Annotated in this window: 14 protein-coding genes and 1 pseudogene; 11 read left to right on the top strand and 4 right to left on the bottom strand. The window is 41.7% G+C overall.

The window, feature by feature from the left end; translation table 11 throughout:
* Positions 1–1,116, top strand: a 1,116-nt coding sequence (locus tag HMPREF2573_RS01010; RefSeq protein WP_228141142.1) for an FAD-dependent oxidoreductase, incomplete at its 5' end; no start/stop codon positions are given.
* A gap of 200 nt (positions 1,117–1,316) precedes the next feature.
* Here HMPREF2573_RS01010 and HMPREF2573_RS01015 read toward each other — a convergent pair.
* Complete coding sequence (locus HMPREF2573_RS01015) at positions 1,317–2,087, bottom strand: hypothetical protein (RefSeq protein ID WP_003661021.1); 771 nt, start codon at positions 2,085–2,087, stop codon at positions 1,317–1,319.
* A 589-nt stretch (positions 2,088–2,676) separates the two neighbouring features.
* Between HMPREF2573_RS01015 and HMPREF2573_RS09800 the strand changes: the two are divergent.
* The 4 genes and pseudogenes from HMPREF2573_RS09800 (at position 2,677) to HMPREF2573_RS01035 (ending at position 11,299) form a co-directional block, all read left to right on the top strand.
* A pseudogene (locus tag HMPREF2573_RS09800) lies at positions 2,677–5,411 on the top strand (TonB-dependent receptor).
* A gap of 415 nt (positions 5,412–5,826) precedes the next feature.
* Positions 5,827–7,044 carry a hypothetical protein gene (locus HMPREF2573_RS01025; RefSeq protein WP_003666550.1) on the top strand — a complete coding sequence of 406 codons (1,218 nt, stop codon included), beginning with the start codon at positions 5,827–5,829 and terminating at the stop codon, positions 7,042–7,044.
* A gap of 98 nt (positions 7,045–7,142) precedes the next feature.
* Positions 7,143–8,375, top strand: coding sequence for a porin family protein (locus tag HMPREF2573_RS01030; protein ID WP_070472230.1), 1,233 nt, complete (start codon positions 7,143–7,145; stop codon positions 8,373–8,375).
* A 236-nt stretch (positions 8,376–8,611) separates the two neighbouring features.
* Complete coding sequence (locus HMPREF2573_RS01035; RefSeq protein ID WP_070472233.1) at positions 8,612–11,299, top strand: prolyl oligopeptidase family serine peptidase; 2,688 nt, start codon at positions 8,612–8,614, stop codon at positions 11,297–11,299.
* A 188-nt stretch (positions 11,300–11,487) separates the two neighbouring features.
* Here HMPREF2573_RS01035 and HMPREF2573_RS01040 read toward each other — a convergent pair whose 3' ends face one another.
* Together HMPREF2573_RS01040 and HMPREF2573_RS01045 are read right to left on the bottom strand one after the other, a co-directional pair.
* A complete protein-coding gene (locus HMPREF2573_RS01040) occupies positions 11,488–11,721 on the bottom strand; it encodes a YheV family putative zinc ribbon protein (protein WP_003661034.1) in 234 nt (77 codons plus the stop codon).
* A 4-nt stretch (positions 11,722–11,725) separates the two neighbouring features.
* Positions 11,726–13,849 carry a M3 family metallopeptidase gene (locus tag HMPREF2573_RS01045; protein ID WP_003667294.1) on the bottom strand — a complete coding sequence of 708 codons (2,124 nt, stop codon included), beginning with the start codon at positions 13,847–13,849 and terminating at the stop codon, positions 11,726–11,728.
* A gap of 216 nt (positions 13,850–14,065) precedes the next feature.
* Here HMPREF2573_RS01045 and HMPREF2573_RS01050 point away from each other — a divergent pair, with 216 nt between their 5' ends.
* From HMPREF2573_RS01050 to clpX, 5 genes are all read left to right on the top strand, one after another.
* Entirely contained in the window at positions 14,066–14,815 is a 750-nt protein-coding gene (locus HMPREF2573_RS01050) for an endonuclease/exonuclease/phosphatase family protein (protein WP_003663377.1), read from the top strand.
* A gap of 133 nt (positions 14,816–14,948) precedes the next feature.
* A complete protein-coding gene (rdgB, locus tag HMPREF2573_RS01055) occupies positions 14,949–15,560 on the top strand; it encodes an RdgB/HAM1 family non-canonical purine NTP pyrophosphatase (RefSeq protein ID WP_003661040.1) in 612 nt (203 codons plus the stop codon).
* Between the two features lie 184 nt (positions 15,561–15,744).
* Entirely contained in the window at positions 15,745–17,079 is a 1,335-nt protein-coding gene (gene tig / locus HMPREF2573_RS01060) for a trigger factor (protein WP_070472236.1), read from the top strand.
* 165 nt (positions 17,080–17,244) lie between these two features.
* The gene (gene clpP / locus HMPREF2573_RS01065; protein WP_003661044.1) at positions 17,245–17,898 is read left to right on the top strand and encodes an ATP-dependent Clp endopeptidase proteolytic subunit ClpP; all 654 of its coding nucleotides are present in this window, start codon (positions 17,245–17,247) and stop codon (positions 17,896–17,898) included.
* Between the two features lie 9 nt (positions 17,899–17,907).
* Positions 17,908–19,224: an ATP-dependent protease ATP-binding subunit ClpX gene (clpX, locus tag HMPREF2573_RS01070; protein ID WP_070472238.1), complete on the top strand. Its 1,317-nt coding sequence runs from the start codon at positions 17,908–17,910 to the stop codon at positions 19,222–19,224.
* 163 nt (positions 19,225–19,387) lie between these two features.
* Here the strand turns inward: clpX and HMPREF2573_RS01075 are convergent, their stop codons facing one another.
* Positions 19,388–20,512, bottom strand: coding sequence for a DnaJ domain-containing protein (locus HMPREF2573_RS01075; protein ID WP_070472241.1), 1,125 nt, complete (start codon positions 20,510–20,512; stop codon positions 19,388–19,390).
* Between the two features lie 349 nt (positions 20,513–20,861).
* On the opposite strand from HMPREF2573_RS01075, the gene fadB reads away from it, so the two are divergent.
* Complete coding sequence (gene fadB, locus HMPREF2573_RS01080; RefSeq protein WP_070472244.1) at positions 20,862–23,015, top strand: fatty acid oxidation complex subunit alpha FadB; 2,154 nt, start codon at positions 20,862–20,864, stop codon at positions 23,013–23,015.
* Positions 23,016–23,038 lie beyond the last annotated feature (23 nt).

Raw genomic sequence — 23,038 nt, forward strand, 5'->3', positions numbered from 1 at the left:
AATGGCGTTGACTGGTTACAAGGCTGGGGTACATTGGTTGATGGTAAAGGTGCTGAAAAACAAGTAAAATTTACACCACTTGAGGGCGATGAAAGTACCATTACTGCCAAATATGTGATTCTAGCGGCAGGCTCTGTCCCAATTGAGATTCCTGTTGCCAAAACTGATGGCGAGTATATCGTTGACTCAACAGGTGCGTTGGAATTTGCTGAGGTTCCGAAGCGTTTGGGTGTGATTGGTGCTGGTGTGATTGGGCTTGAGCTTGGCTCGGTTTGGCGTCGTTTGGGTGCAGAGGTTGTGGTTTATGAAGCCATGCCAGAATTTTTGGCAGTCGCTGACAAAGACATCTCAAAAGAAGCAGCGAAGCTACTTAAAAAACAAGGCCTTGATATCCGTGTTGATACCAAAGTGACAGGTGCTGAGGTAAAAGATGGTCAAGTGATCGTAACCACTGATGTTAAAGGTGAAACTCAAACAGATACCTTTGATAAGCTCATTGTGTGCGTAGGTCGTCGTGCTTATAGTGAAAAGCTGTTGGCAGAAAATTGTGGCATTGAGCTTACCGAGCGTGGTTTGGTAGCGGTTGATGACCAATGTAAAACCAACCTAGACGGCGTTTATGCTATCGGTGATTTGGTTCGTGGTCCGATGCTTGCCCACAAAGCGATGGAAGAGGGCATGATGGCTGTTGAACGCATTCATGGCGAAAAAGCCCAAGTCAACTATGACACCATCATCAGTGTGATTTATACCCATCCTGAGATTGCGTGGGTAGGTCTGTCTGAGCAAGCTGCCACCGAACAAGGTTATGAAGTGAAAACAGGCTCATTTAGCTTATCTGCCAATGGTCGTGCATTAGCACAAGGTGAGGGCGTTGGCTTGATTAAAGTGGTGGCTGATGCCAAAACTGACCGTTTATTGGGTATGCATGCTGTATCAGTTGGTGCAGGTGATATTGTCCACCAAGGCATGATTGCCATGGAATTTGTTTCTAGTATCGAAGATCTGCAGCTGATGACTTTTGCTCATCCGACGGTTTCTGAGGCGGTACATGAAGCTGCTTTATCGGCAGATGGCAGAGCCATTCATGCCATTCAACGCAAAAAGCGTAAGTAATCTTAAGATAGCTTAGCTTTGATTGGACAAACACCCCAAAATATTTTGGGGTGTTTTTATTTGGGGTAAATAATCACTTGGATAAAAAATGATTGATGATAGCTCGTTTGATTAACTTTGGCGATGATTTGCTAAAATCACCGCTTCTGTATTTACAAAGGCTGAAACTCAATCTGTCTAGATAAGGTTTTAATTATAGTTTACTTGATATATTCAAACTCTACTTTACCATCAGGCGTAAATAAGCACTTGGCGGTATAAGGTAGCTCAGCCCCAAAATCATTCTTAGCGGTAAATTTAGTCGTAACAATGACATTACCATGGGTTTTTGATTTTTGAACACTTGTGTCTAATAGTTTAAAATCAACGCTATCTGGATATTTAGCATCTCGTTTTACCATTTCTCGGCATTCTGATAATGCAACTTTATCAGATATTGCCTGCTCGGACTGAGATTTAAGCTCTTTATTTAAATCTTTATCTGATACAAAAAATCTTTCACCATTAGCACAATCCACAAAAACAACAATTTCTTGTTTTGGAATACTTTTTGCGTCTGATAGAGCTATAAAACTAATGCTATCACACGCATTATCAGAATTGGCAATTTTATCAGCCGCTGCCCTTTCGTGTGCTTCTAGTCTTTCAATCCAATCACTGCCCCATTTTTGGTATACTTTGGGGTAGTTTTCTTTGTCGTATTCTGTAAAAGCGTGTTCAGATATGGGCTTACTAACGACAGGCTTTGCTTTAGGCCCGTTGTTAGCCTTTGCTTCAGCTTTTGGCCCAGTCTCTTGCTTAGTCTTTTGATTGGTTGCTTGCTGAGGGGCTTGCTCGGTTTTCTGCTCGTCTGTTTGCTCAACTTCTTTCTTGGTTTCTTGTTCAGGCGTTTCAATGATGGTGGCAAGTACCACCATAATACCAAAAAATACAGCAAATATAATACCAAGGCGTTTTAAGAACTTTTTCATAACACACCTTACTGACATGCTTTTTTGGATGCACTGATTGAGCCATCTTTACAGACGAATTTTCCACCGCTGCAGTGGCTAATTCCGCCCTTTTTGCCGCTACAAGTAGTATTTTGCCATCACAGGCGTGGACGATAGGGCTAATGCAATTGCTACGACGCTTAAAATAGCAATAAACTTGATCATAATAATTCTCTTTTTGGTTAATTTCTACTTATTATAAACAAGTTTGTAAGAATTAGGCAATAATTATTACAAATATCACCATTGATAATATATTATTAAAAAAATTTATAGCTTAACGCTATTTTTACATACGTATAACCAAATCTTGTTTTTTTGTTGCCCAAAACTTATTTGGTCAAATGTTTGTGAGTTTGTGAACAATGGTCAATGCTTCTCATCTTTATGGCAAATAGTCAATAAAGGTAAATATGATCTCATTTGCATTGGTAGATGGTAGGATTAATATTAAAGTGTTCTAATCAGATGCTCAAGTATCTTTTCTTATTAAATCATTGTTATTTTTTAAATATGCTATATAATAATGTGCTTTATTTAATTATGTTATATCATAACCGAGGGTATCATGATAAAAAAACCACTTGTTTGTGCGATATTGGCCACCTTTGTGATGCCAGCGGTAGCAGGTAATACTAAGTTAGGTGAAGAGCCAACCACCACCTTACAGGGTGTATTGGTAAGCTCACAAACGAACCAAAATACAGGTTTTGTATTTAGTGATTCAAAACAATCCAGTGATCTTACGCTTTCAAAAGATAAATTAAAATATCGTTCGGCAACATTGGGCAATGCGTTAAGTGGTGAGCTTGGTATTCATAGTAACCCTTTTGGTGGCGGTTCATCTGCACCTGTTGTGCGAGGGCAAGAGGGTGTGCGTCTTAAGATTTTACAAAATGGAACTGATGTGATTGATGTGTCATCAATATCGCCTGATCATGTTGTGGCGACCGATACACTTTTAGCGTCTAAAGTTGAGCTTGTTCGTGGTGCTGATACGCTGTTATATGGCTTGGCATCGCCAGCTGGTGTGATTAATGTTGTTGATGACCGTATCCCGAATCGTATGCCTAGTGGTGCTATCCATGATAAAATCGAAGGCGAGACGATGCTTCGATATAACACAAACAACCATGAAAAGCTTGCAACTGCAGGGGTGAGCTTTGGGGTAGGAGATCGCATTGCGGTTCGGGTGGAGGGCTTAAAGCGAGAGGCTGATGACTATCAAGTTCCCCATTTTCAGGCAGATCGCATGTTAGATTATGTGCCAGGTAGTGCAAATAACTCTACCGTTGGCATGATTGGCGTGTCTTATATTCATGATAATGGGCATATCGGTGCTTCTTATAGCCACCGTAAAGATCGTTATGGTATCCCAGGGCATATCCACTGCGACAGCCAACGAGAGCATTTTATCAAATGGCATAATATCACAAAATCCAATTATTATTTACCCATTTATCCTCATTTGATGGAAGATTCAGATATTGATGACAATCCTCATACGCATTGCCGCCACAACCACGAAGACCATATCGGTGAGCATAATCCCACGGGCGTGCCCATCAATCATGAACATCATTCGCCTTGGATTGATATGAAAACCAATCGCTACGACATTCGTGGCGAGGTATATCGGCCTATTCAAGGTTTGGATAAAATTAAGCTAAGCTTAACTTATGCAGATTATTATCATGATGAAAAAGATGCTGGCAATGAGCAAGACCCAAACAATCACAAACCTTCTGAGCGTGATACAACGGTGGATAAGGGTCATGCCAGCTCTATTTTTACAAAAAAAGGCGTTAATGGTCGCTTGGAGTTATATCATACACCGACCAAACGCTTATCTGGGGTATTGGGTATCAAACCCAAAAATCTGCTGCAGGGGAGGCGTATTTACCAAGCTATTTTCAATCAGAGGCAGAATGGCAAAAAGCCCAAAGTCAAAACATTAACCAATACCGTCCTTACTTATTAGTTCCAAATACCAATAAAAGCCTTGGTATTTTTGGACTTGAGCAACTAAAGCTAAATCAAATGACTTTTAAGGTGGCAATGCGTCATGAAAGACAAAAAACACCAATTGAATATGACCAGCATTTACTTGACCATGCTTTGCAGTATTTTTTAAGTAAAGCACAGCTAAAAGCACCTGATCATCCTGATTTGACGACATATAAACAACATGCCACCTCTTACGCTGGCAGTGCCTTATGGGATATTACGCCAAATCATCGATTGTCATTGACTTACTCACATAACGAACGCATTCCATCACCGATGGAGCTTTATTATCAAGGAGGACATTTAGCGACCAGCTCTTTTGAGCATGGTAATAAAAACTTGGTCAAAGAAAAATCGGATAATTATGAGCTGGGTTTTATGCATACAGCAGATAAAGTCAGCTATAAAGCAAGCACTTACTATAGCAATTTTGATAACTATATCTTTAATGAGACCATTGCCAAAGAAGGAAATTTATACATAAGACGCTATAATCAGACGACAGCTAAGTTTTATGGTGTGGAGGGTTCATTAACTTACCAGCCAAATGCCAATCACAGTGTGATGTTTTTTGGTGATATGGTGCAAGGTAAAATTGGTGCATTATCTGATATTAAAGGTAAGCTTGTGTATGCTGGCAGAAAGTGGGTTTATTTTGATGATGATATCAAGGATATGACCGTTGATGATAATGGTGATTATGATGCTGATAGTGGATTGACTTGTGCCTTAAAAACGCCTGAACAGTGGGGGCAAATTAACGATAATAATGATTGTAGTACAACCATTAATGTCTATAAAAACGGTACAACAACCTCAGGCGAGGAGGATTATGACCGTTTGGCACGAAATCCAACTTACGCACCCAGAGTACCGCCCAGCCGCTTGGGCATTCGTTGGCAAGGGTATTTTGGTGATCATTGGTCTGCCAATGCAGAATTTAACCATGTGTTTGCACAAAATAAAGTTGCCACCTCAACGGTTGCCATTAAACCTCAATTCAAGCAGCCAGAAGGTTGCCAACGCCATGAGAGTCATTGCCGAATCAGCGACTATGGCAGTGATAACAACCCTTTGATGATGCAGCCAAGATATATCACAGAAAACAAAACGGCAGGATATAATTTGCTCAATGTTGGCTTAGATTATAACAATGCATATTGTAATATTGATTATACGCTGTCAATTCGTGCGAATAATTTACTTAATGAACAAATCTACATTCACAACTCATTTTTGCCGTTTGTACCGCAGATGGGGCGTAATCTGACTTTAGGTTTGACGGCTAAATTTTGATAGTACATCGACCATAGCTTCAAATACATTTGATATCAAGGACGATATCAAATGTATTTGACCAAAGAAGGGCGTTATCTTGATAAAAGTTGGGCGAATGGTGATTGGTCATCAGATTTGGCAGTTGGTGAATGCGTGTCATCATAAAATGGCTGACATCTTAGGCGTCTGAATGAAACCTTAAATAATCATTGAAATAATCACGCCATGATAACTTTATAACTTTAGTCTATTGCTTTTGGATTTTTTTTCATTATAATAACGACAAGATATAAAAAAGATAAAATATGAAACATAAGTTTATATAAGGTAATATTACCTTACAATTTGACTGGTTTTGTATCTCTTGTCTGTCTTTATCCTACTACGCCAGCTATCACAGCCAACAAAAAGTAAGTAAAAGGAGCAATTACTTATGAAAAAAACTTCCACACAGCTTGGGCTACTTGCCGTCAGCGTTTCGTTGATTATGGCAAGTTTACCTGCACATGCTGTTTATCTTGACCGTAACTTAAGAGATGGTCTGAAATTTGGTATCAGTGGTTCTGTCAATCCCAGCCTTAGCGTCAATTCAAGCACTTTTACTTATTTGGGTGACTCATCAGTATATGGCAATAATGCCACTTTAGAGCGTATGCTACAAGACCAAGACAGACAAGACAGTGATGAGCGAGCAAGACTCAATGGATTTGGTGGTGCTTCTGTTTATCTGGGTGCCCAAAAATACCTAACTCGGGATATTACTTTATTTGGTAATGTTGGTTTGTATGCACCAGCAAGCAAAGGTCAAAGAGCTGCATATGGCTATGGCGTGAATCTTGCCACCAAATATGGCAGTATCGGTATTAATACTGATAATGAATTTAGTGCTGGTGCTGGTACGCCCAGCGGAATTTATAATTTGGTTGATGGCTCAAACGAGTACAGCACTGCCATATCGGTTAGTACCAGCTATATCCCTAAGTTTAAGTTTAGTGCATACCATGCATTGCCTGGCTCACCTGATACACGGTCGGTAAGTAGCCACGAAAACTACTATATCCAAAAAGCACAAGGTCTTTCTGCATCTTATAGCCATCCTATTAGCCCAAATCAAACCCTGTCTGTTGGCACGGCTTATAGCAAAAGCCAAAGGCACAAAGATTTTTTTAGCGATACCGCCTATAATAACAAAACAGCGTCCACTGTGGGGCTAAGTTACCGCCAAGGAGATTGGAGTATTAGCGGTAATGTTGGTCAAGCCAAAGAAAATTTACACGGTGCGATCATTGATGATATTACCACAAAAGCTTTTGGGACAAAAATTAGCTACAAAGTAACCCCAAGAATTTCTGTTTCTGGGACTTATGGACAAAAAACCACCGATAAAAATACCAAGCCCAACAAACGCTTGGATATACCAAATATCATCGCACAACGAGGAGGTAATATTTCAAGCCGTGTGCATGAAAGTTGGTTTTTTGATAAAACCAAACAAAAAACCTATGGTCTGAGTGCAAGTTATTATATCTATGGCGGCATATCGATTTCTGCTTCGATGAACCAAACACGCACCACCAACTTTACCGAAGAAGGTGCGTATAGTGAGCGTAAGAATAATAGCTATCGCATTTCAACTGGCTTTTCATTTTAATGAATTTAAGCATACTCTATCAACCATATCAATGATGATAAACAGCTGCTAGCCATTCATCATTGATCAATAAACATTCAGGGACATAAGGATATTTTATGAAACCATCAATCATCAAAAACCCATTAAAGCTTTTGACCGCCATGATTTTGTTAAACGCAATGCCTAGCCATGCGATTTATAATTTATACAAAAGCGGTGATTTTAGCTTCGATGTGCATGGTGAGATTAACACTTATGGGCAAAAAAATAGCCAAAAATATACCTACCTTTATCCAGAAACAGGCTGGGCAAGTGTTAACAATGACTACGAAGCCATCACCAAAGGTGCTTATGAGCAAAGAAGTGATCGCCGTGTACGCTTGGGGCAAGATACAGGTGCTTCTTGGACGGAGTTTCGTGCATCTAGAAAACTAAGAGATGGCTGGCGTGTCAGTGGGGCAATTGGTTTTGGTTATTATGATAGCGGTACAGGTATGTACCTAAATAGTGCTAATATGGCATTTGATAAAAAAGATTTAGGTTCTTTATCATTGGGTCGTCAATATCTGCACACGGGCTATGTCACACGCACCAATACCTATACACCACTTGAAACTTTTGGGGAAAATAGCATCCGCTTGGATTATACTGCCATTAAAGGATTGCATGCCAGTGGCTATTATAGCCTGCCAGCTTCAAGCGATGTTCGTAAAAAGAAGAATGGGCAAGAGGTAGAGGGTTTTGGTGCGTCTGTTAGCTACCTTCATCCACTTGATGATCATCAAACGGTGCGTGTTGCATTGGGCTATAGTGATAGCCGTCAAAACGCAAAAACCACAGGTAGAGACAGTAATTTTTATGCTACCAAGAGCCAAGGTGCAGCAGCTTCGGTTGAATATCGCAACAATAAACTGCTATTGGCGGCAGATATTGGGCAAAAAAATGAACAAATCAATGGTACTGTTACCGATAAATCCAAGGGCAACTACATGGGCGTTAAGGTAGGTTATGAAATCACGCCTCGCCTAACCATGACGGCAGGCTTTGGTAAAAAAGTTGCTGAACGCACTCAAAAAAGCGGTGCAGCACTGATACATGCCTACCAAAAAGACTTGTGTGTTGCTGATGCCAATGATTCATGCCATAATTTTGTTCAGGCTTATGAAACAGCGTTATTTGATAAGATTGATTCAAAACGCTCTTATGTGCGTGCCGATTATTATCTAAGAGAAAATGTACGCCTATACGGCCGTATTGATGACGAAAAAATTACCAATCAGTTGGGTAGTAAAGACTTTAGCAAGCTTCACAATACAGGCTATCGTGCTGGCGTGTCATTCATTTTCTAAGCAGCTTCTTGGCTGAAAATATCATAAGTTGTCAAACAAATTTATCTTAAACCGTATGATTTTATAAATTTAGTTACAATCCATTTGAGATGAGATAAGTTTGTTTTCGACTTAGTTAAATTCATTGACGGTTAAACTCAAGCATCAGCTAATTAAAATTTAATAGCATGGCTTGGCTGATTACTTTTTTGACCAAGCATGCTAACTTTGCTCTGTTATGGAGTACGGAGACAATAATGAAACTCAATAAACTAGCCGCTATTATCAGTACTGGCATATCGTGTGCGTACCTGACCCAATGCACTTCTGTTCATCAAATGGCAACATTTGGCACCAAAACCATCGATAATGAAGCAGCTTTACAAGATACTAAGCCGCCCACTAACGGTGTTTATACTTATCCTATAACACGCATTCATCAAGACAGTACGGATTATTTTTTAAGTGGCGAATATGGCAGATCAGCTGACCATGTGCGATCTGAAGGTGAGTTTGGCGACTCTTCAGCATACCCTCGTCCCGATGATGGCGTCAGTCGCTACTTTGGTGAAAAAATTGTTGATAAGTTTCGTTGGCTTGAAAATGTCGATGATATGAATAAAGACTACACCCAAGAAACTGATGAAGATCGTGATCGCAATCTGATTGGTTCGTTGCTTGAAGATGATGTGAAAGATGGGTTGTTTGATAACCGCACACGCAAAGATTTACAGACGGTTAAGCCAAAACAATCAAGCGAGGTTAATGATTGGGTAAATGCTCAAAATGAGGTAACCAATCAGTATTTTGATGCCAACCCAATCTATGAGCAAGTCAAAAACAATATTAACGCTTTGATGAGCTACCGCTATAGCTACCGTAAAGAAAATAAAGATGGCGTAGGCAGTCTTGAATTATACCGTCATGAAGACGGCTATATCCGCCTTGAGTTGACAGACACTGATGGCAATAAGCGCACCTTATTCAATGAAAGAGAGCTTTCAGAAGATGGTAATACCGTTTTGCCGTGGCCAGATATTTATGTCAGCGATAAAGGCTCTTATGTTGCCTATGTCACCGCCCCTGGTAATAATGATACAGACACCCGAGGACGCACAGATTTACATGTCATCGATATCAAAACAGGTAAAGCTGCCATTGAGCCGATTCAAAATGCTGACAATAACAGCATTATTTGGCTAGATGATAAGAGCTTTTTGTACATTCAAGGCTCACAAATCAAACGCCATGAAGTTGGTAGCAAAAAATGGGTTGATCCCATTGAGGTGACTTGGGGTGAGATCGATGGTGCAGGTCCAACGGATATGTGGTACAGCGATGATGAAACCAGACGGTATTTAGTCATTGAAGCATATAAAAAAGCACCGACCAGCTTCATCAAAGACACCAAAACCAATAAGGTATATCGTATTCACAGCGAAAAATTCTTTAATGACTTTTTCTATCACGCACCTGATTATACTCACGCACCGTTAGCCTCTTTGGTACATTTTGATGATAAAACGCTGGATGTTTACTTCATCTCAGGTGAAAAAAATATCAAGGGTGATATTTTCAAAATGAACCTAAACAATCCTAAAAAGCGTGAGATTGTGGTTGCTATCCCTGATGAGTATGATGAAACCTTAGAGGCGATTTATCACCCTGAAGCAGGCGGTCATTTTTTGATTAAATATCTAAAAGATGGCGCACACAAGCTGATATTAACCGATACAACGGGCAAGATTGTTAAAGATTTGACACCTGACATACCAGGTAATGCGGACGATTTAACCAGCTATGTTGCAGAAGATGACAACAAGGATGGGGATAAAAAAGCAAAAGATAAAGAGGTAGCCGATGAGGATGATCAAACCCCTGATGAAAGCTATGTGTCTTTTCGCTTTAATGCCATCATTAAGCCTCGTACGGTTTATAAATACAGCCCATCAAAGGGCGAGTTTATTGATGTGCGTCGTCGAGATTTGATTCCTTTTGATGAAAATCTTTATGAAAGTAAACAAATACTTTACACCTCAAAAGATGGTACCAAAGTACCGATGAATATCAATTATAAAAAAGGGATTAAACTTGATGGTAAAAACCCAACCGTATTGTATGGTTATGGTGGGTTTGGGGCTACTGAAAATCTTGCCTTTCATAAAAGCAAAGCCGCTTGGCTTGAGCATGGTGGTGTGTGGGCAACTGCCTTTATCCGTGGTGGCAGTGAATATGGCCATACATGGCATAAGGATGGCCGCCTGCTCAATAAAATGAATGTCTTTGATGATTTTGCAGCTGCGGCTGATTATTTGGCACAATCAGGCTATGCTGATAGCAATCATTTGGCAATCTCTGGCGCGTCAAATGGTGGGCTGTTGGTGGGTGCTTCTATGGTCTTGCATCCTGAAAAATTCCGTGTCGCCATACCAGCGGCAGGCGTGCTTGATATGTTGCGTTATAACGATAATTTCCATACCCAATATTGGGCAGGTGAGTATGGTTTGCCCTATGACAGTGTTGCACAATACAAGCTTTTAAAAAGCTATTCGCCTTATCATAATGTCAAGGCAGGTGTCTGTTATCCATCAACATTGGTGATGACCTCCAAGCGTGATGATAGGGTGACGCCTTCGCATTCTTATAAGTTTGTTGCAGCTTTGCAAGATAAGCAGGTGTGTGCTAACCCAACTTTCTTATATGCAGCTGAGCAGTTTGGTCACTGGGCAAATACTTATCAAGAGCAAAAAAATGACTACAGTCTGTTTACAAGTTTTGCACTCAATGAAATGAATATCAAACATGTACCAGACCTAACTCATCGCCATGATGCTGATTTTTATAAAACTGATAAATGGCGTGAAGAAGAGGCCAAAGAGCATGCTAAACAGATTAAAAAACTGCAACAGCGGATTGATAAGCTCAATGAAACTAAGGATAAATAATGGCGTATTAAGTGTTAAATATGCATAAATTCTTATATCAAAAAAAGATGCTCAATCATTGGGCATCTTTTTTGTTGGGTATTAAACAGATGCGTGCAGTGGGCATAAAAATTACCTGCCATGATAATAACGCTCAGAAAGGCAAGTTTGATCTTAAATGATCATAGCCACGCTTGGTATTGTGAAATTTATCTAAACTTCACAATGCCAACGCCATCTGCTTGGGCGGCGTGTTCTTGGATGGTGGTAAGCTCATCAGGTGTGGGACGATGCTCATGATGCCCGCACTCAATGCATTCAATATATTCATCATAGTCAGGCTCAAAGACTTGAACTTGGACGATGGTATCTATTTTCTTGCAAGTGGGGCAAACCACACCAGCCAAAAACTGCCGCTTTGGGCGATTAGATTGGTAACGCATGTGATTATGCTTGATTAATCAAGCCACGATGGCGTAACAACGCTTCTTGGGTGGCTTTGCGTCCACGAAATGCCACATAGTTATCTTGGGCATCACGAGAGCTACCACGGGCTAAAATTTCATCACGAAACGCACGGCCTGTGGCTGGATTAAAGATACCATCTTCTTCAAATTTACCAAACGCATCTGCTGATAGCACCTCTGCCCAAATATAAGAATAATATCCTGAAGCATAGCCTCCAGCAAAAATATGACTAAAGCCGTTACCAAAACGCTGATATGAAGCTGGCAAGATGACGGCAACCTCATCACGCACAGCATCGGCTACCGATAAGATGTCTGCATAAGTGATTTGACCGAAGTTAACCATTTTAGCGGTGTGCAACCGCAAATCAAACAAACCAAGCTCCATTTGGCGTAGCGTCTGTAAACCAGTTTGGAAATTTTTGGTGGCGATAAGTGCATCTTTTTTATCATTTGGCAGGGCGTCACCTGTTTCTACATGGCGGCTAATTAGGCGTAGACCTTCATCGGTGATGGCAAAGTTTTCCATAAATTGGCTTGGTAACTCTACAGCATCCCATTCAACGCCACTGATGCCTGAGACATCAGCTACATCGACCGTTGTTAATACATGGTGCAGTGCATGACCAAACTCATGGAACAGCGTATTGGCCTCGTCAAAGGATAATAAACTGGGTTTATCACCAATGGGTGGTGCAAAGTTACCAATCACAAAGCCAACTGGCAAGCGTAACTCATCACCGTAAACTTGTCGGCTTTGGAAGCCATCTAGCCAAGCACCGCCTTGTTTACCTGCTCTGGCAAACAAATCAAGATATAAGCCGCCCAACAGTTCATGACTGTCTGAATCATGAATCACACAAAACAGCACATCCTCATGCCATGCAACATAGTTTTGTTTTTGGGTAACAGAAATTTTAACCCCAAACAGTCTTTGACAGATTTCAAATAAACCATCTAATACCACAGGTAGCGGAAAATATGGACGAAGCTCATCGCTGGTTAAGCTGAATTTGGTTTGGCGGATTTTTTCACTGACATAAGCCACATCCCAAGGTTTAAGTTCATCGAGACCTAAGCTTTGGGCGTAGTCTTTAAGTTCTTGATATTCTGCATAAGCTTGTGGCTTGGCGGCATGGCTTAATGACAGTAAAAATTTCTCAATCTCATCACTGGTGTTTGCCATTTTGGTGGCAAGCGACAGTTCGCTGTAGTCTTGCATATCCAAAAGTTTGGCTTTTTGAGTGCGTAAATTGATGATATCCACCATAATTTGGGCATTGTCAAACTCGGTTGTATCTGGGCTTTGGTCAGAGGCGCGTGTATTATAAGCATGATAAAGCTCTTCACGCAGCGTGCGATTGTCAGCAAACTGCATGACCGCCAAATACATCGGCATATCAAGGGTGGCAACATATTCTGTTTCAAGTGTTGCCTTTGGGTGCTTGGCACGATAAGTTTCGGCTGCTGATTTAAGCAGTGCTAAGCCGTTTTCGCTGATGCCTGATAATTCATCTGGGCGTAGTGGTCGAACAAAATGACGCGTCGCATCCATGACATTATCTGCAAACTTAGCAGAAGCCAAAGACAGTTTACTTTGAATGTCGGCAAATTGTGCTTTTTTATCTGCATCCAATGCCACACCAGATAAGCGAAAGCTTTGTAAAGATTTTTCAATGGCGCGTTTTTGAGCGGTATTTTGGTATTGGCTTGGTAGTTGGTCAAATTGTGTATCAACCAGCTGATACAAAGAAAATAAAGCGACAGATTGTCCAATGCGTGTGCCAAGTTCAGAAATTTTGGGTAGTACCTCATGGTGGGTCTGGCGGACGGCATCATTGCTGGCAACGCTATTTAGGTGTGATAGTACGCTAAAATAACGGTCGAGCTTTTCGCTGATTGCATTAAATTTTTGGATTTTTTCAAATGCTTCTTTTGCGTTGGTTGGCAGGCTTGCCGATTCAATGTCGGTCAGAGTTTCGTTGGCATCATCTAAGACGGTTTGAATTAAATTTTTAAGTGTTTGAGGTGTGGCTTTATTAAAGTCAATCAACTGTAAGCGGGCGTCAAGGGGGGTATTTTTTAGGATGATATCGGTATCCATGGGGGATTTTCCTTTTGTTAGAGTATATCAAAAACAGTTTGGGCGGTCTAAAAGCCAAACTGTATGGGGTGCTTAAAATTTTAACCCAAATTTAAATGCGTACAGTTTTGAGTTTTACAAGGGTATTAAAACAAATAATCATCAATTTATCATCATCGTGCTACAATAGCCATCATTAAAATCAATTCTACCAACATATCCATAAAATACCACGCCATGAAATCCATTACAATCACCAGTTATAATATTCATAAAGGTATGTCGCCGACCAATCGCTTGGTACGATTGATGGGCATGAAGGATGCCTTATTAAAAACCAATCCTGATATTTTATGTCTGCAGGAGGTGCAAGGGCAAAATCTCAAACGCACGATTGATTTTGCTGAATTTCCTGACGGTGGGCAACATGAATGGTTTGGCGAGTTTTTGGGCATTGCATCAAGCTATGGCAAAAATGCTGAATACGAACACGGTCATCATGGCAACGCAGTGCTTTCTCGCCACCCACTTGACCCAAAACACAACCTAAATATTACCGTCAATCGCCTTGAAAAAAGAGGTGTGCTTCATTGTGAGGTGCATCCAGATGGCTGGAGGCGTCCTGTGGTTGTGTTGTGTTGCCATTTAAATTTGTTGCATCGAGACCGCATTAAGCAATATCAAGCAATTCGTGATTATATTGTCACATTGCCAGCAGATGCATCGCTGATTTTGGCAGGCGATTTTAATGATTGGTCAAAAAAATCTTGTCAAGCCTTGTCATCACTAGGGCTTAGTGAAGTGTTTTTGCAAGTGCATGGTGAATATCCTGCCACTTTTCCTGCCAAAATGCCTGTATTAAGTTTGGATCGCATTTATGTGCGTAGGCTTAAGGTGCATAATGCGATGGTGCATGGCGGTGTGCCGTGGTCAAATTTATCTGACCATCTGCCCATCAGTGCGTGTGTTTCTGAGATGGATGAGTGATGATAATATCGTCAAATAATGTGGCTGTATCAGCAAAAATAGCGATATAAAAAATAACGCCATTTTGTCATGGTATTTGATAAAATTAACCAATCCAACCAGCTAAAACCAATCAATCACAAAGGGAGTAATGATGCAAAAGTGGGTATTAGCCAGCAACAATCAAGGTAAGTTGGCAGAATTTCAGGCGTTATTTGATGACGCTGATTTGGGCGTTCATATCATCACTCAAGGCAGCTTGGGGATTGGCGATGTCAGCGAAGATGGGAAGAGTTTTATTGAAAATGCCATCATCAAAGCACGCCATGCCGCCAAAGTCAGTGGGCTGCCTGCGGTGGCAGATGATTCAGGGCTATGTGTCCCCATTCTTGGCAACGCCCCTGGGATTTTTTCGGCACGCTATGCTGGACGACATGGCGATGATGCTGCCAATAATGCCAAACTGCTTGAGCAATTAAAACCCTATCGCAGCCGTGCCCCCATTGATGCCTTTTTTGTCTGTGTACTGGCGTATGTGCGTCATGGCGACGATCCGATGCCACTTATCGCAATTGGCAAATGGCATGGCGAGATACTTAATGAACCTGTGGGCGAGCATGGATTTGGCTACGATCCGCTGTTTTATATCCCCAAGCTTAAAAAATCATCCGCCCAGCTGGATCGTGCCGCCAAAAATGCCATCAGCCACCGAGCGTCTGCACTGCAAGATTTGCTTCGCCAATTAAAAGAAACTTGGCTGGTGTGATTTTTAGTTTTCGCATGGGCTAAGAGTTGTATTTTTCACAATGATTAGCTATACTGTATTGCTTTTAATATATTTATGTGGTTATAGTTAAATATTCTTTAATTGGGATATTAGTATATTTTCACAACTAGATTTTGGTCTTTTGACCGACTGTTTTTTATTTTTAAATGATTTAAGGTGAGTTATGAGCGATTTACAAATATCTGTGAATGTGGTTTCTGATAAAGAAACGCAGCTAACGGTCAAAGTGCCTGTAGGTAATATCCAAAGTAAGGTTGAAAGTCGTATCCGTAGTGTTGCAAAAACTGCCAAAATTGATGGTTTTCGTAAGGGCAAAGTGCCAGTGTCACACATTCGCTCACAGTATGGTGCTGGCATTCAGCAAGAAGTGATTAACGATGTCATTCGTGATACTGTCTTTGAAGCCATTGGCAACGAAAAAATCCGTGTTGTTGGCGTGCCAAACATTGATGATGTGAAGCTTGAAGATGATTTTTTGGTGTATCAAGCCACGGTTGAGACTTTCCCAGAAGTAGAAGTTCAAGGCTTGGGCGAAATTGAAGTTGAGCGTCACACCGCAACCATCTCTGATGAAGATGTGGATACCATGGTTGAAAATCTACAAAAGCAACGCCAAACTTTTGAAACCAAAGAAGGTGAGCTAGAAGAAGGCGATCAAGCAACTTTTGATTTTGAAGGCTTGATTGATGGCGAGAAATTTGAAGGTGGCAGTGCCGAAAATCACACCTTGGTCATCGGTTCAGGTCGCATGATTCCAGGCTTTGAAGATGGCATGAAAGGCATGAAAGCTGGCGAAGAAAAAACCATCACGGTTACTTTCCCTGAAGACTATCAAGCAGAGCATTTGGCAGGTAAAGAAGCGCAATTTATCATCACGCTAAAAGAAGTCAAGGCGTCAGCTTTGCCTGAACTCAATGATGAATTCTTTGAGCTGTTTGGTGTGACCGAAGGTGGTTTAGATCAGTTAAAAGCCGATGTTCGCAAAAATATGGAGCGTGAGGTAAAACATGCCGCTCGCAATCAAGTCAAACAAGCTGCGTTTGATGCTTTGCTTGAAAAAAATGAATTTGATGTGCCAAAAGCCATGTTGGATCAAGAAATTGACCGTCAACGCCAACTGATGCTAAATCGCTTTTCTCAGCAGTTTGGTGCAGATCCTAAGACTTTTGATTCAAATATGTTGCCAAATGAATTATTTGAAGATCAAGCATTGCGTGCCGTGCGTTTGGGCGTTTTGGTCAGCCAAATCATCGAATCGCAAAAACTCACTGTTGATCAAGACCGTGTGACTGCCTTTATCGCAGAAGCTGCTGAAAACTATGAAGATCCAGCAGAAGTGATTGAATATTATACCAATGATAAAGCACAGCGTGCCCAAGTTGAGTCTGTTGTGCTAGAAGATCAAGTGGTGGACTATCTGCTTGGTCATGCCAAGGTGAGCGATAAAGCAGTCAATTACCAAGAGTTGTTGGCCGCAGCCCAGCAACAAGCCATCTAATCTTATGTTGAGCTAGGCTGATTGCTGATTTGACAAATACCCCAAGCTGATGCGTGGGGTTTTTGTTCTAAAGATAAATAATAGCTGACTTAATATCCATGAAAACTTTGTTTTTAAAAATACTAAGTTTAAAAACAGGCATTAACGATACAAACTGAGAATACCATGAGCATAAAACACAATCCTTATTATGACCAGCTGACCGATGCTTTATATGCCCCTAACAATGCACTGGTACCTATGGTCATCGAACAGTCAGGTCGTGGCGAACGATCGTTTGATATTTTTTCACGCCTATTGCGTGAGCGAGTCATTTTCTTGACAGGTCAAGTTGAAGACAATATGGCAAACCTAATTGTCGCCCAGCTGCTGTTTTTGGAGGCGGATAATCCAGAAAAAGACATTCATTTATATATCAATTCACCTGGCGGTGTTGTCACGGCAGGCATGGCAATTTATGATACAATGAACTTTATCAAACCCCATGTTTCAACGATTTGCATGGGTCAAGCCGCTTCAATGGGTTCATTTTTATTGTCGGCAGGAGAAAAAGGTAAGCGTTACGCATTGGCAAACTCCCGTGTGATGATTCATCAGCCATTGGGGGGATTTCGTGGTCAGGCCTCTGATATTGAGATTCATGCTCGAGAAATCATTGAGCTAAAAGCCAAATTAAACCGTTTATTGGCAGAACATACAGGCCAACCGATTGAAAAGCTTGAGCGTGATACCGACCGTGACCATTTTATGAGTGCTGAGCAGGCGCGTGATTATGGTTTGGTGGATGTCGTACTTGATAAGCGACCAAAAAATCTATAAGGGGCTGTTATGACAACCAAAGAGATACCAAGTTGCTCATTTTGTGGCAAGAAAAAAACCGAAGTTCAAAAGCTCATCGCAGGCAATGACGCTAATATTTGTAATGAATGCATCGCTGTTTGTGGGGATTTATTGGGAGATTGGTCAAAACCAACCAAATCTTCTGGTAAGTCGTCTGATCGATCAGCTGATACCAGCCACCAATCAGATGTCCAGCTGAGCATTGAAACAGATAGCGATAAAGATGAATGGCTTAATAAAGTTCTGCCAAAACCAAAAGAGCTGCGAGCACACTTAGATGATTATGTTATTGGTCAAGATGTTGCTAAAAAGGCACTGGCTGTGGCGGTTTATAATCACTACAAACGCCTGAAGGTTGCTAATGATAAAAAAGATACGGATGGCGTTGAGTTATCCAAATCAAATATCTTGCTTATCGGACCGACAGGTTCGGGTAAGACGCTACTGGCACAGACACTTGCCAAGATGTTGGATGTCCCATTTGCCATGGCAGATGCAACGACGCTGACCGAGGCAGGTTATGTGGGCGAAGATGTTGAAAATATTGTTCAAAAACTGCTGCAAGCGTCAGACTATGATGTCCAAAAAGCCGAAAAAGGCATCATTTATATTGATGAGATTGATAAAATTTCTCGCAAAAGCGAAAATCCATCAATCACGCGTGATGTTTCAGGTGAGGGCGTGCAGCAAGCACTGCTTAAGCTCATTGAGGGGACGGTGGCAAATATTCCACCCCAAGGCGGTCGCAAGCACCCACGCCAAGAGATGATTCAGGTAGATACCAGCAATATTTTGATGATTGTGGGCGGGGCATTTGCTGGACTGGATAAAGTGATTCGCCAGCGTACCGAAAAAACAGGTATCGGTTTTCATGCTGATGTTAAAGCTCAAGATGAATCAAGCATCACCGAACTATTTCGTGAAGTAGAAGCTGAAGATTTGATTAAATTTGGTCTGATTCCAGAATTGATCGGCCGCCTGCCAGTGCTTGCAAGCTTAGAAGAGCTTGATGAAGCTGCCTTGGTACAAATTCTCACCGAGCCCAAAAATGCACTGGTCAAGCAATATCAGTATCTTTTTGATATGGAAGGTGTTCAATTAACCTTTGAGCCTGAAGCACTGACCGCCATCGCCAAGCGTGCCCAAGAGCGAAAAACGGGTGCTCGTGGCTTGCGTTCTATCATTGAAAATGCACTGATGGATACGATGTATGAGCTACCTAGCATGACCGATATCGCAGAAGTGATTGTCACCAAAGGCGTCATTGAGTCTGGCAAGTCGCCAGTGACTAAGCCTAAATCGTGATGGGAGCTATCATCAAGATACAGTTTGGGTATTGACCAAAAATCCGCCGATATCATTCGGTGGATTGCTCTTTAAGCAGTACCCTATCTTAAATAGTACTCCTGAGTAACGGGTAAATTCGTGTCATGATTCTTCTTTGGGTTGGTGAAATCAGTTGATGATATCAATCATACAACGCCAGCTCTTCGGCACGCTCATACAGCAGTGCCACCTCGCATAAATAGCGTGCGACCGTTTGATCATGACGGTTGTTATAGGTATTTTGGGCATTGACTTGGCAGTGTCGTTCACGGTCGGCATTGATGGCTCGCTGTTCATCACGCAGCAGTGATTGCGTCTCGTCAGATAACTCATCCCAAACGGCGTTAATATGGGCAACAGCATCATCGTATAAGGCATGTGCTTCACTGGGCGTATAGCCCTCTAAATGATTGCTGTGATCACTATAGGTCGGCTGATTGGGATAGCTGGGGTCATAAAATAGCGTTGGCTGATCGGCAACATTGGCTGCATAAATACGCAAAGTTTCGGTACGCTCATCAAGTCTGGGTACTTCGCACTGATAGCGTGCCGTGTCTATGTCCATTGGGTGGCTGTATTGGCTGGCAGCTTGTGCCTTACAAACCTCTTCTCGTGTGCTATTGATGGAGCGTTGTTCATCACGCAGTTCATCTTGAATGGTTTTGGGCAGATTATTCCAAACGGCATTAATGCGATTTACCGCCGCCAAATAAGCAGCATGTGCGTGTTCGTATGAGGCTCGTTGTTCTGGCGTGATTTCATCAGGTGTGAATGGTATCATCGGCTCAATGGCAACCAATTTGGGAATACTGCTGTTAGGCGTGTCATGATTTAAGGGAGTGACAGGCTCGTCACGATGCCCAAAAAACCCTGCTGATGATACCAAAAAATATGCCAAAATCACCACAGCAATCATCGCTATCAATAGCCCAACTAGCCAGCTTGTCAGTGATGATTTTTTGGGTTTGGGCGGCTCATGTGGGCGATAATCATCGGTTGTCTGTATGGGCGAATGGGTAGTTTGTGTGCCAAAGTTGGGTGGCGTCGTGCGGCTAAACCTTGCATTCATTTGTAGCCATGAGTCATAGTCTGCTCGCTTGATGGGATCTGATAAGGTTTCATAGGCTTGGCGAATTTGCACAAGACGATGAGCGGCATTGGGATTGTGTTTATATTTTTTGGTTAAAGCGTGATAAGCGGCATCAATGATTTCGGTATCGGCGGATAAAGATATGCCCAAAATGTCGTAATAGGGTGGCTGTGTCATAACAAATACAATAAAACCTCATGAAAGATTTGGGTCAAAATTGGATAAATCAGCTTGGTATGGATTGATTATGATGTATATCTTATAAAAATAGCGAGTTTTTGTAAATAATTATTTAGTCAATGCTTTGATAAAATCATGATGAACCATACTGACCGATATTTATTATATGATTTTATTGATCATATGATTTGGAATAAAAAAGTATTGGTGTGATTAAGATATGCGTGACCCATGGGTCATCATTAAGCAGGAATATGGCAGGTGAAATGGCGTGATGGGTGTGTTATATTAAAGGTGCGTTTGCCAAGCATGGCAACATGATTGACTAACATCACAAGGGGTATTTATGATTTATCAAGGAAAAAATATTCAGGTCGATTTTTTTGACCAAACACAAGGTATCGTGCAGTTTCATTTTAATGCCACTGATGAAAGCGTTAATAAATTTGATCGCAAAACCACCCAAGAATATCAAGAAGCGGTAACAGTACTTGAAAACCGTGATGATATTCAAGGCTTAATTGTCACTTCAGGTAAATCGGTGTTTATTGCTGGTGCGGACATTACTGAGTTTACCGAATATTTTAGTCGCTCTAAAGATGAAATTGAGGCATGGCTTTTGGATATCAATCATATTTTTAATCGCTTTGAGGATTTGCCCTTCCCAAAAGTGGCGGCGATTAATGGTGCAGCGTTAGGCGGTGGCTGTGAGATGGCTTTGGTATGCGATTACCGTGTGGCGGGTATTTCTGCCCAAATTGGTTTGCCTGAAACTAAGCTTGGTATTTTTCCAGGTTTTGGCGGTTCAGTGCGTCTACCACGCCTGATTGGCATTGATAACGCCCTTGAGGCCATTGCGACAGGTAAGGCTTATCGACCTGATGAAGCACTTAAATTGGGATTGGTTGATGCGGTGGTGGCTGATGAGCTGCTTGAGCAGGCAGCGGCTGATTTGGTCAAAAAATGCTTATTAGGCAAGTTTGATTGGCAGGCGAAGCGTCAAGAAAAACAAGTACCAGTTAAGCTCAATCAGCTGGAGCAGGCAATGGCATTTAATTCGGCTAAGGGGGTCATTTTTGCCAAAGCCAATCCAAAACATTATCCTGCGGTGGCGATTGCCCTTGAGACCATCGAAAAACACGCCAATTTAAACCGTGATGATGCGATTGCCCTTGAAGCCAAAGGTTTTACAAAAGCTGCAACAACCCCACAAGCGGCCGCCTTGGTCGGCTTATTTTTAAATGACCAAACAGTTAAAAAACTTGCCAAAAAGCACAGTCAAAATGCACAAACCATCAAGCAAGCAGCTGTACTTGGTGCAGGTATCATGGGTGGCGGTATCGCTTATCAGGCAGCGGTCAAGGGCTTGCCAATTATTATGAAAGACATTCAAGCCAAGCAGTTAGACCTTGGCATGAATGAAGCTGGTAAACTGTTATCAAAAGAGGTTTTGCGTGGTAAATCAACGCCAGCTAAGATGGCTCAAACCTTACGCCACATTCGCCCAACCTTAAACTATGGCGATTTTGGTGAAGTTGATATTGTGATTGAGGCGGTCGTTGAAAATCCTACAATCAAAGAAGCGGTATTGTCTGAGGTGGAGGGCTTGGTAAAACAAGATGCCATTTTGGCCTCAAATACCTCAACGATTTCTATCACTCGCTTGGCGAATGCCCTAAAACGCCCCGAAAACTTTGTGGGTATGCACTTTTTTAACCCAGTACATCGCATGCCGTTAGTTGAGGTGATTCGTGGCGAGAAGACCAGCGATATCGCCATTGCAACAACGGTTGCATTGGCACAAAAAATGGGCAAAACTCCAATTGTCGTCAATGACTGCCCAGGATTTTTGGTGAATCGTGTGTTATTTCCTTATTTTGGTGCGTTCGATTTGCTGGTCAAAGAAGGTGCCGATTTTGTTAGTATTGATAAGACCATGGAAAAATTTGGCTGGCCGATGGGTCCTGCGTATCTTTTGGATGTTGTGGGTATGGATACAGGCGTGCATGCTGCCAAGGTGATGGCAGAGGGTTTCCCTGATCGTATGAAGCCAGATTATAAAGGTGCAACGCAGCTGATGTTTGAGCATGAGCGTTTGGGTCAAAAAAATGGTGTTGGTTTTTATCAATATGAAACTGATAAGCGTGGCAAACCTAAAAAAATTGCCGATAGTACCACTTATGAGCTGTTAAACTTGGTTCAAACTGGCGATCAGACTTTTGATGAGCAAGAAATCATCGACCGCATGATGATTGCATTTTGCAATGAAACCGTACGCTGCTTGGAAGATAATATCGTTGCAAGCCCTGCTGAAGCTGATATGGCGATGATTATGGGCGTAGGTTTCCCACCATTTCGTGGCGGCCCTTGCCGATATATCGACCAAATCGGTGTCGCAAACTATGTTGCATTGTGCGATAAGTACGCATATTTAGGTAAGGCATATGAAGCACCTGCCAAATTGCGTGATATGGCTCAAAATGGCGAGACTTTTTACTAATTATTGCTCCAATTATCCAAGGA

This window comes from Moraxella sp. HMSC061H09, from assembly GCF_001809255.1.
In the GTDB taxonomy this organism is placed as follows: Bacteria; Pseudomonadota; Gammaproteobacteria; order Pseudomonadales; family Moraxellaceae; genus Moraxella; species Moraxella catarrhalis.

Excerpts from the sequence above, each read along its gene's own strand:
- HMPREF2573_RS01045 (WP_003667294.1), bottom strand. The coding sequence starts at position 13,849 with ATGGATACCGATATCATCCTAAAAAATACCCCCCTTGACGCCCGCTTA.
- HMPREF2573_RS01035 (WP_070472233.1), top strand. The coding sequence starts at position 8,612 with ATGAAACTCAATAAACTAGCCGCTATTATCAGTACTGGCATATCGTGT.
- tig (WP_070472236.1), top strand. The coding sequence starts at position 15,745 with ATGAGCGATTTACAAATATCTGTGAATGTGGTTTCTGATAAAGAAACG.
- fadB (WP_070472244.1), top strand. The coding sequence starts at position 20,862 with ATGATTTATCAAGGAAAAAATATTCAGGTCGATTTTTTTGACCAAACA.
- clpX (WP_070472238.1), top strand. The coding sequence starts at position 17,908 with ATGACAACCAAAGAGATACCAAGTTGCTCATTTTGTGGCAAGAAAAAA.
- HMPREF2573_RS01015 (WP_003661021.1), bottom strand. The coding sequence starts at position 2,087 with ATGAAAAAGTTCTTAAAACGCCTTGGTATTATATTTGCTGTATTTTTT.
- HMPREF2573_RS01050 (WP_003663377.1), top strand. The coding sequence starts at position 14,066 with ATGAAATCCATTACAATCACCAGTTATAATATTCATAAAGGTATGTCG.
- HMPREF2573_RS01075 (WP_070472241.1), bottom strand. The coding sequence starts at position 20,512 with ATGACACAGCCACCCTATTACGACATTTTGGGCATATCTTTATCCGCC.
- rdgB (WP_003661040.1), top strand. The coding sequence starts at position 14,949 with ATGCAAAAGTGGGTATTAGCCAGCAACAATCAAGGTAAGTTGGCAGAA.
- clpP (WP_003661044.1), top strand. The coding sequence starts at position 17,245 with ATGAGCATAAAACACAATCCTTATTATGACCAGCTGACCGATGCTTTA.
- HMPREF2573_RS01030 (WP_070472230.1), top strand. The coding sequence starts at position 7,143 with ATGAAACCATCAATCATCAAAAACCCATTAAAGCTTTTGACCGCCATG.
- HMPREF2573_RS01040 (WP_003661034.1), bottom strand. The coding sequence starts at position 11,721 with ATGCGTTACCAATCTAATCGCCCAAAGCGGCAGTTTTTGGCTGGTGTG.
- HMPREF2573_RS01025 (WP_003666550.1), top strand. The coding sequence starts at position 5,827 with ATGAAAAAAACTTCCACACAGCTTGGGCTACTTGCCGTCAGCGTTTCG.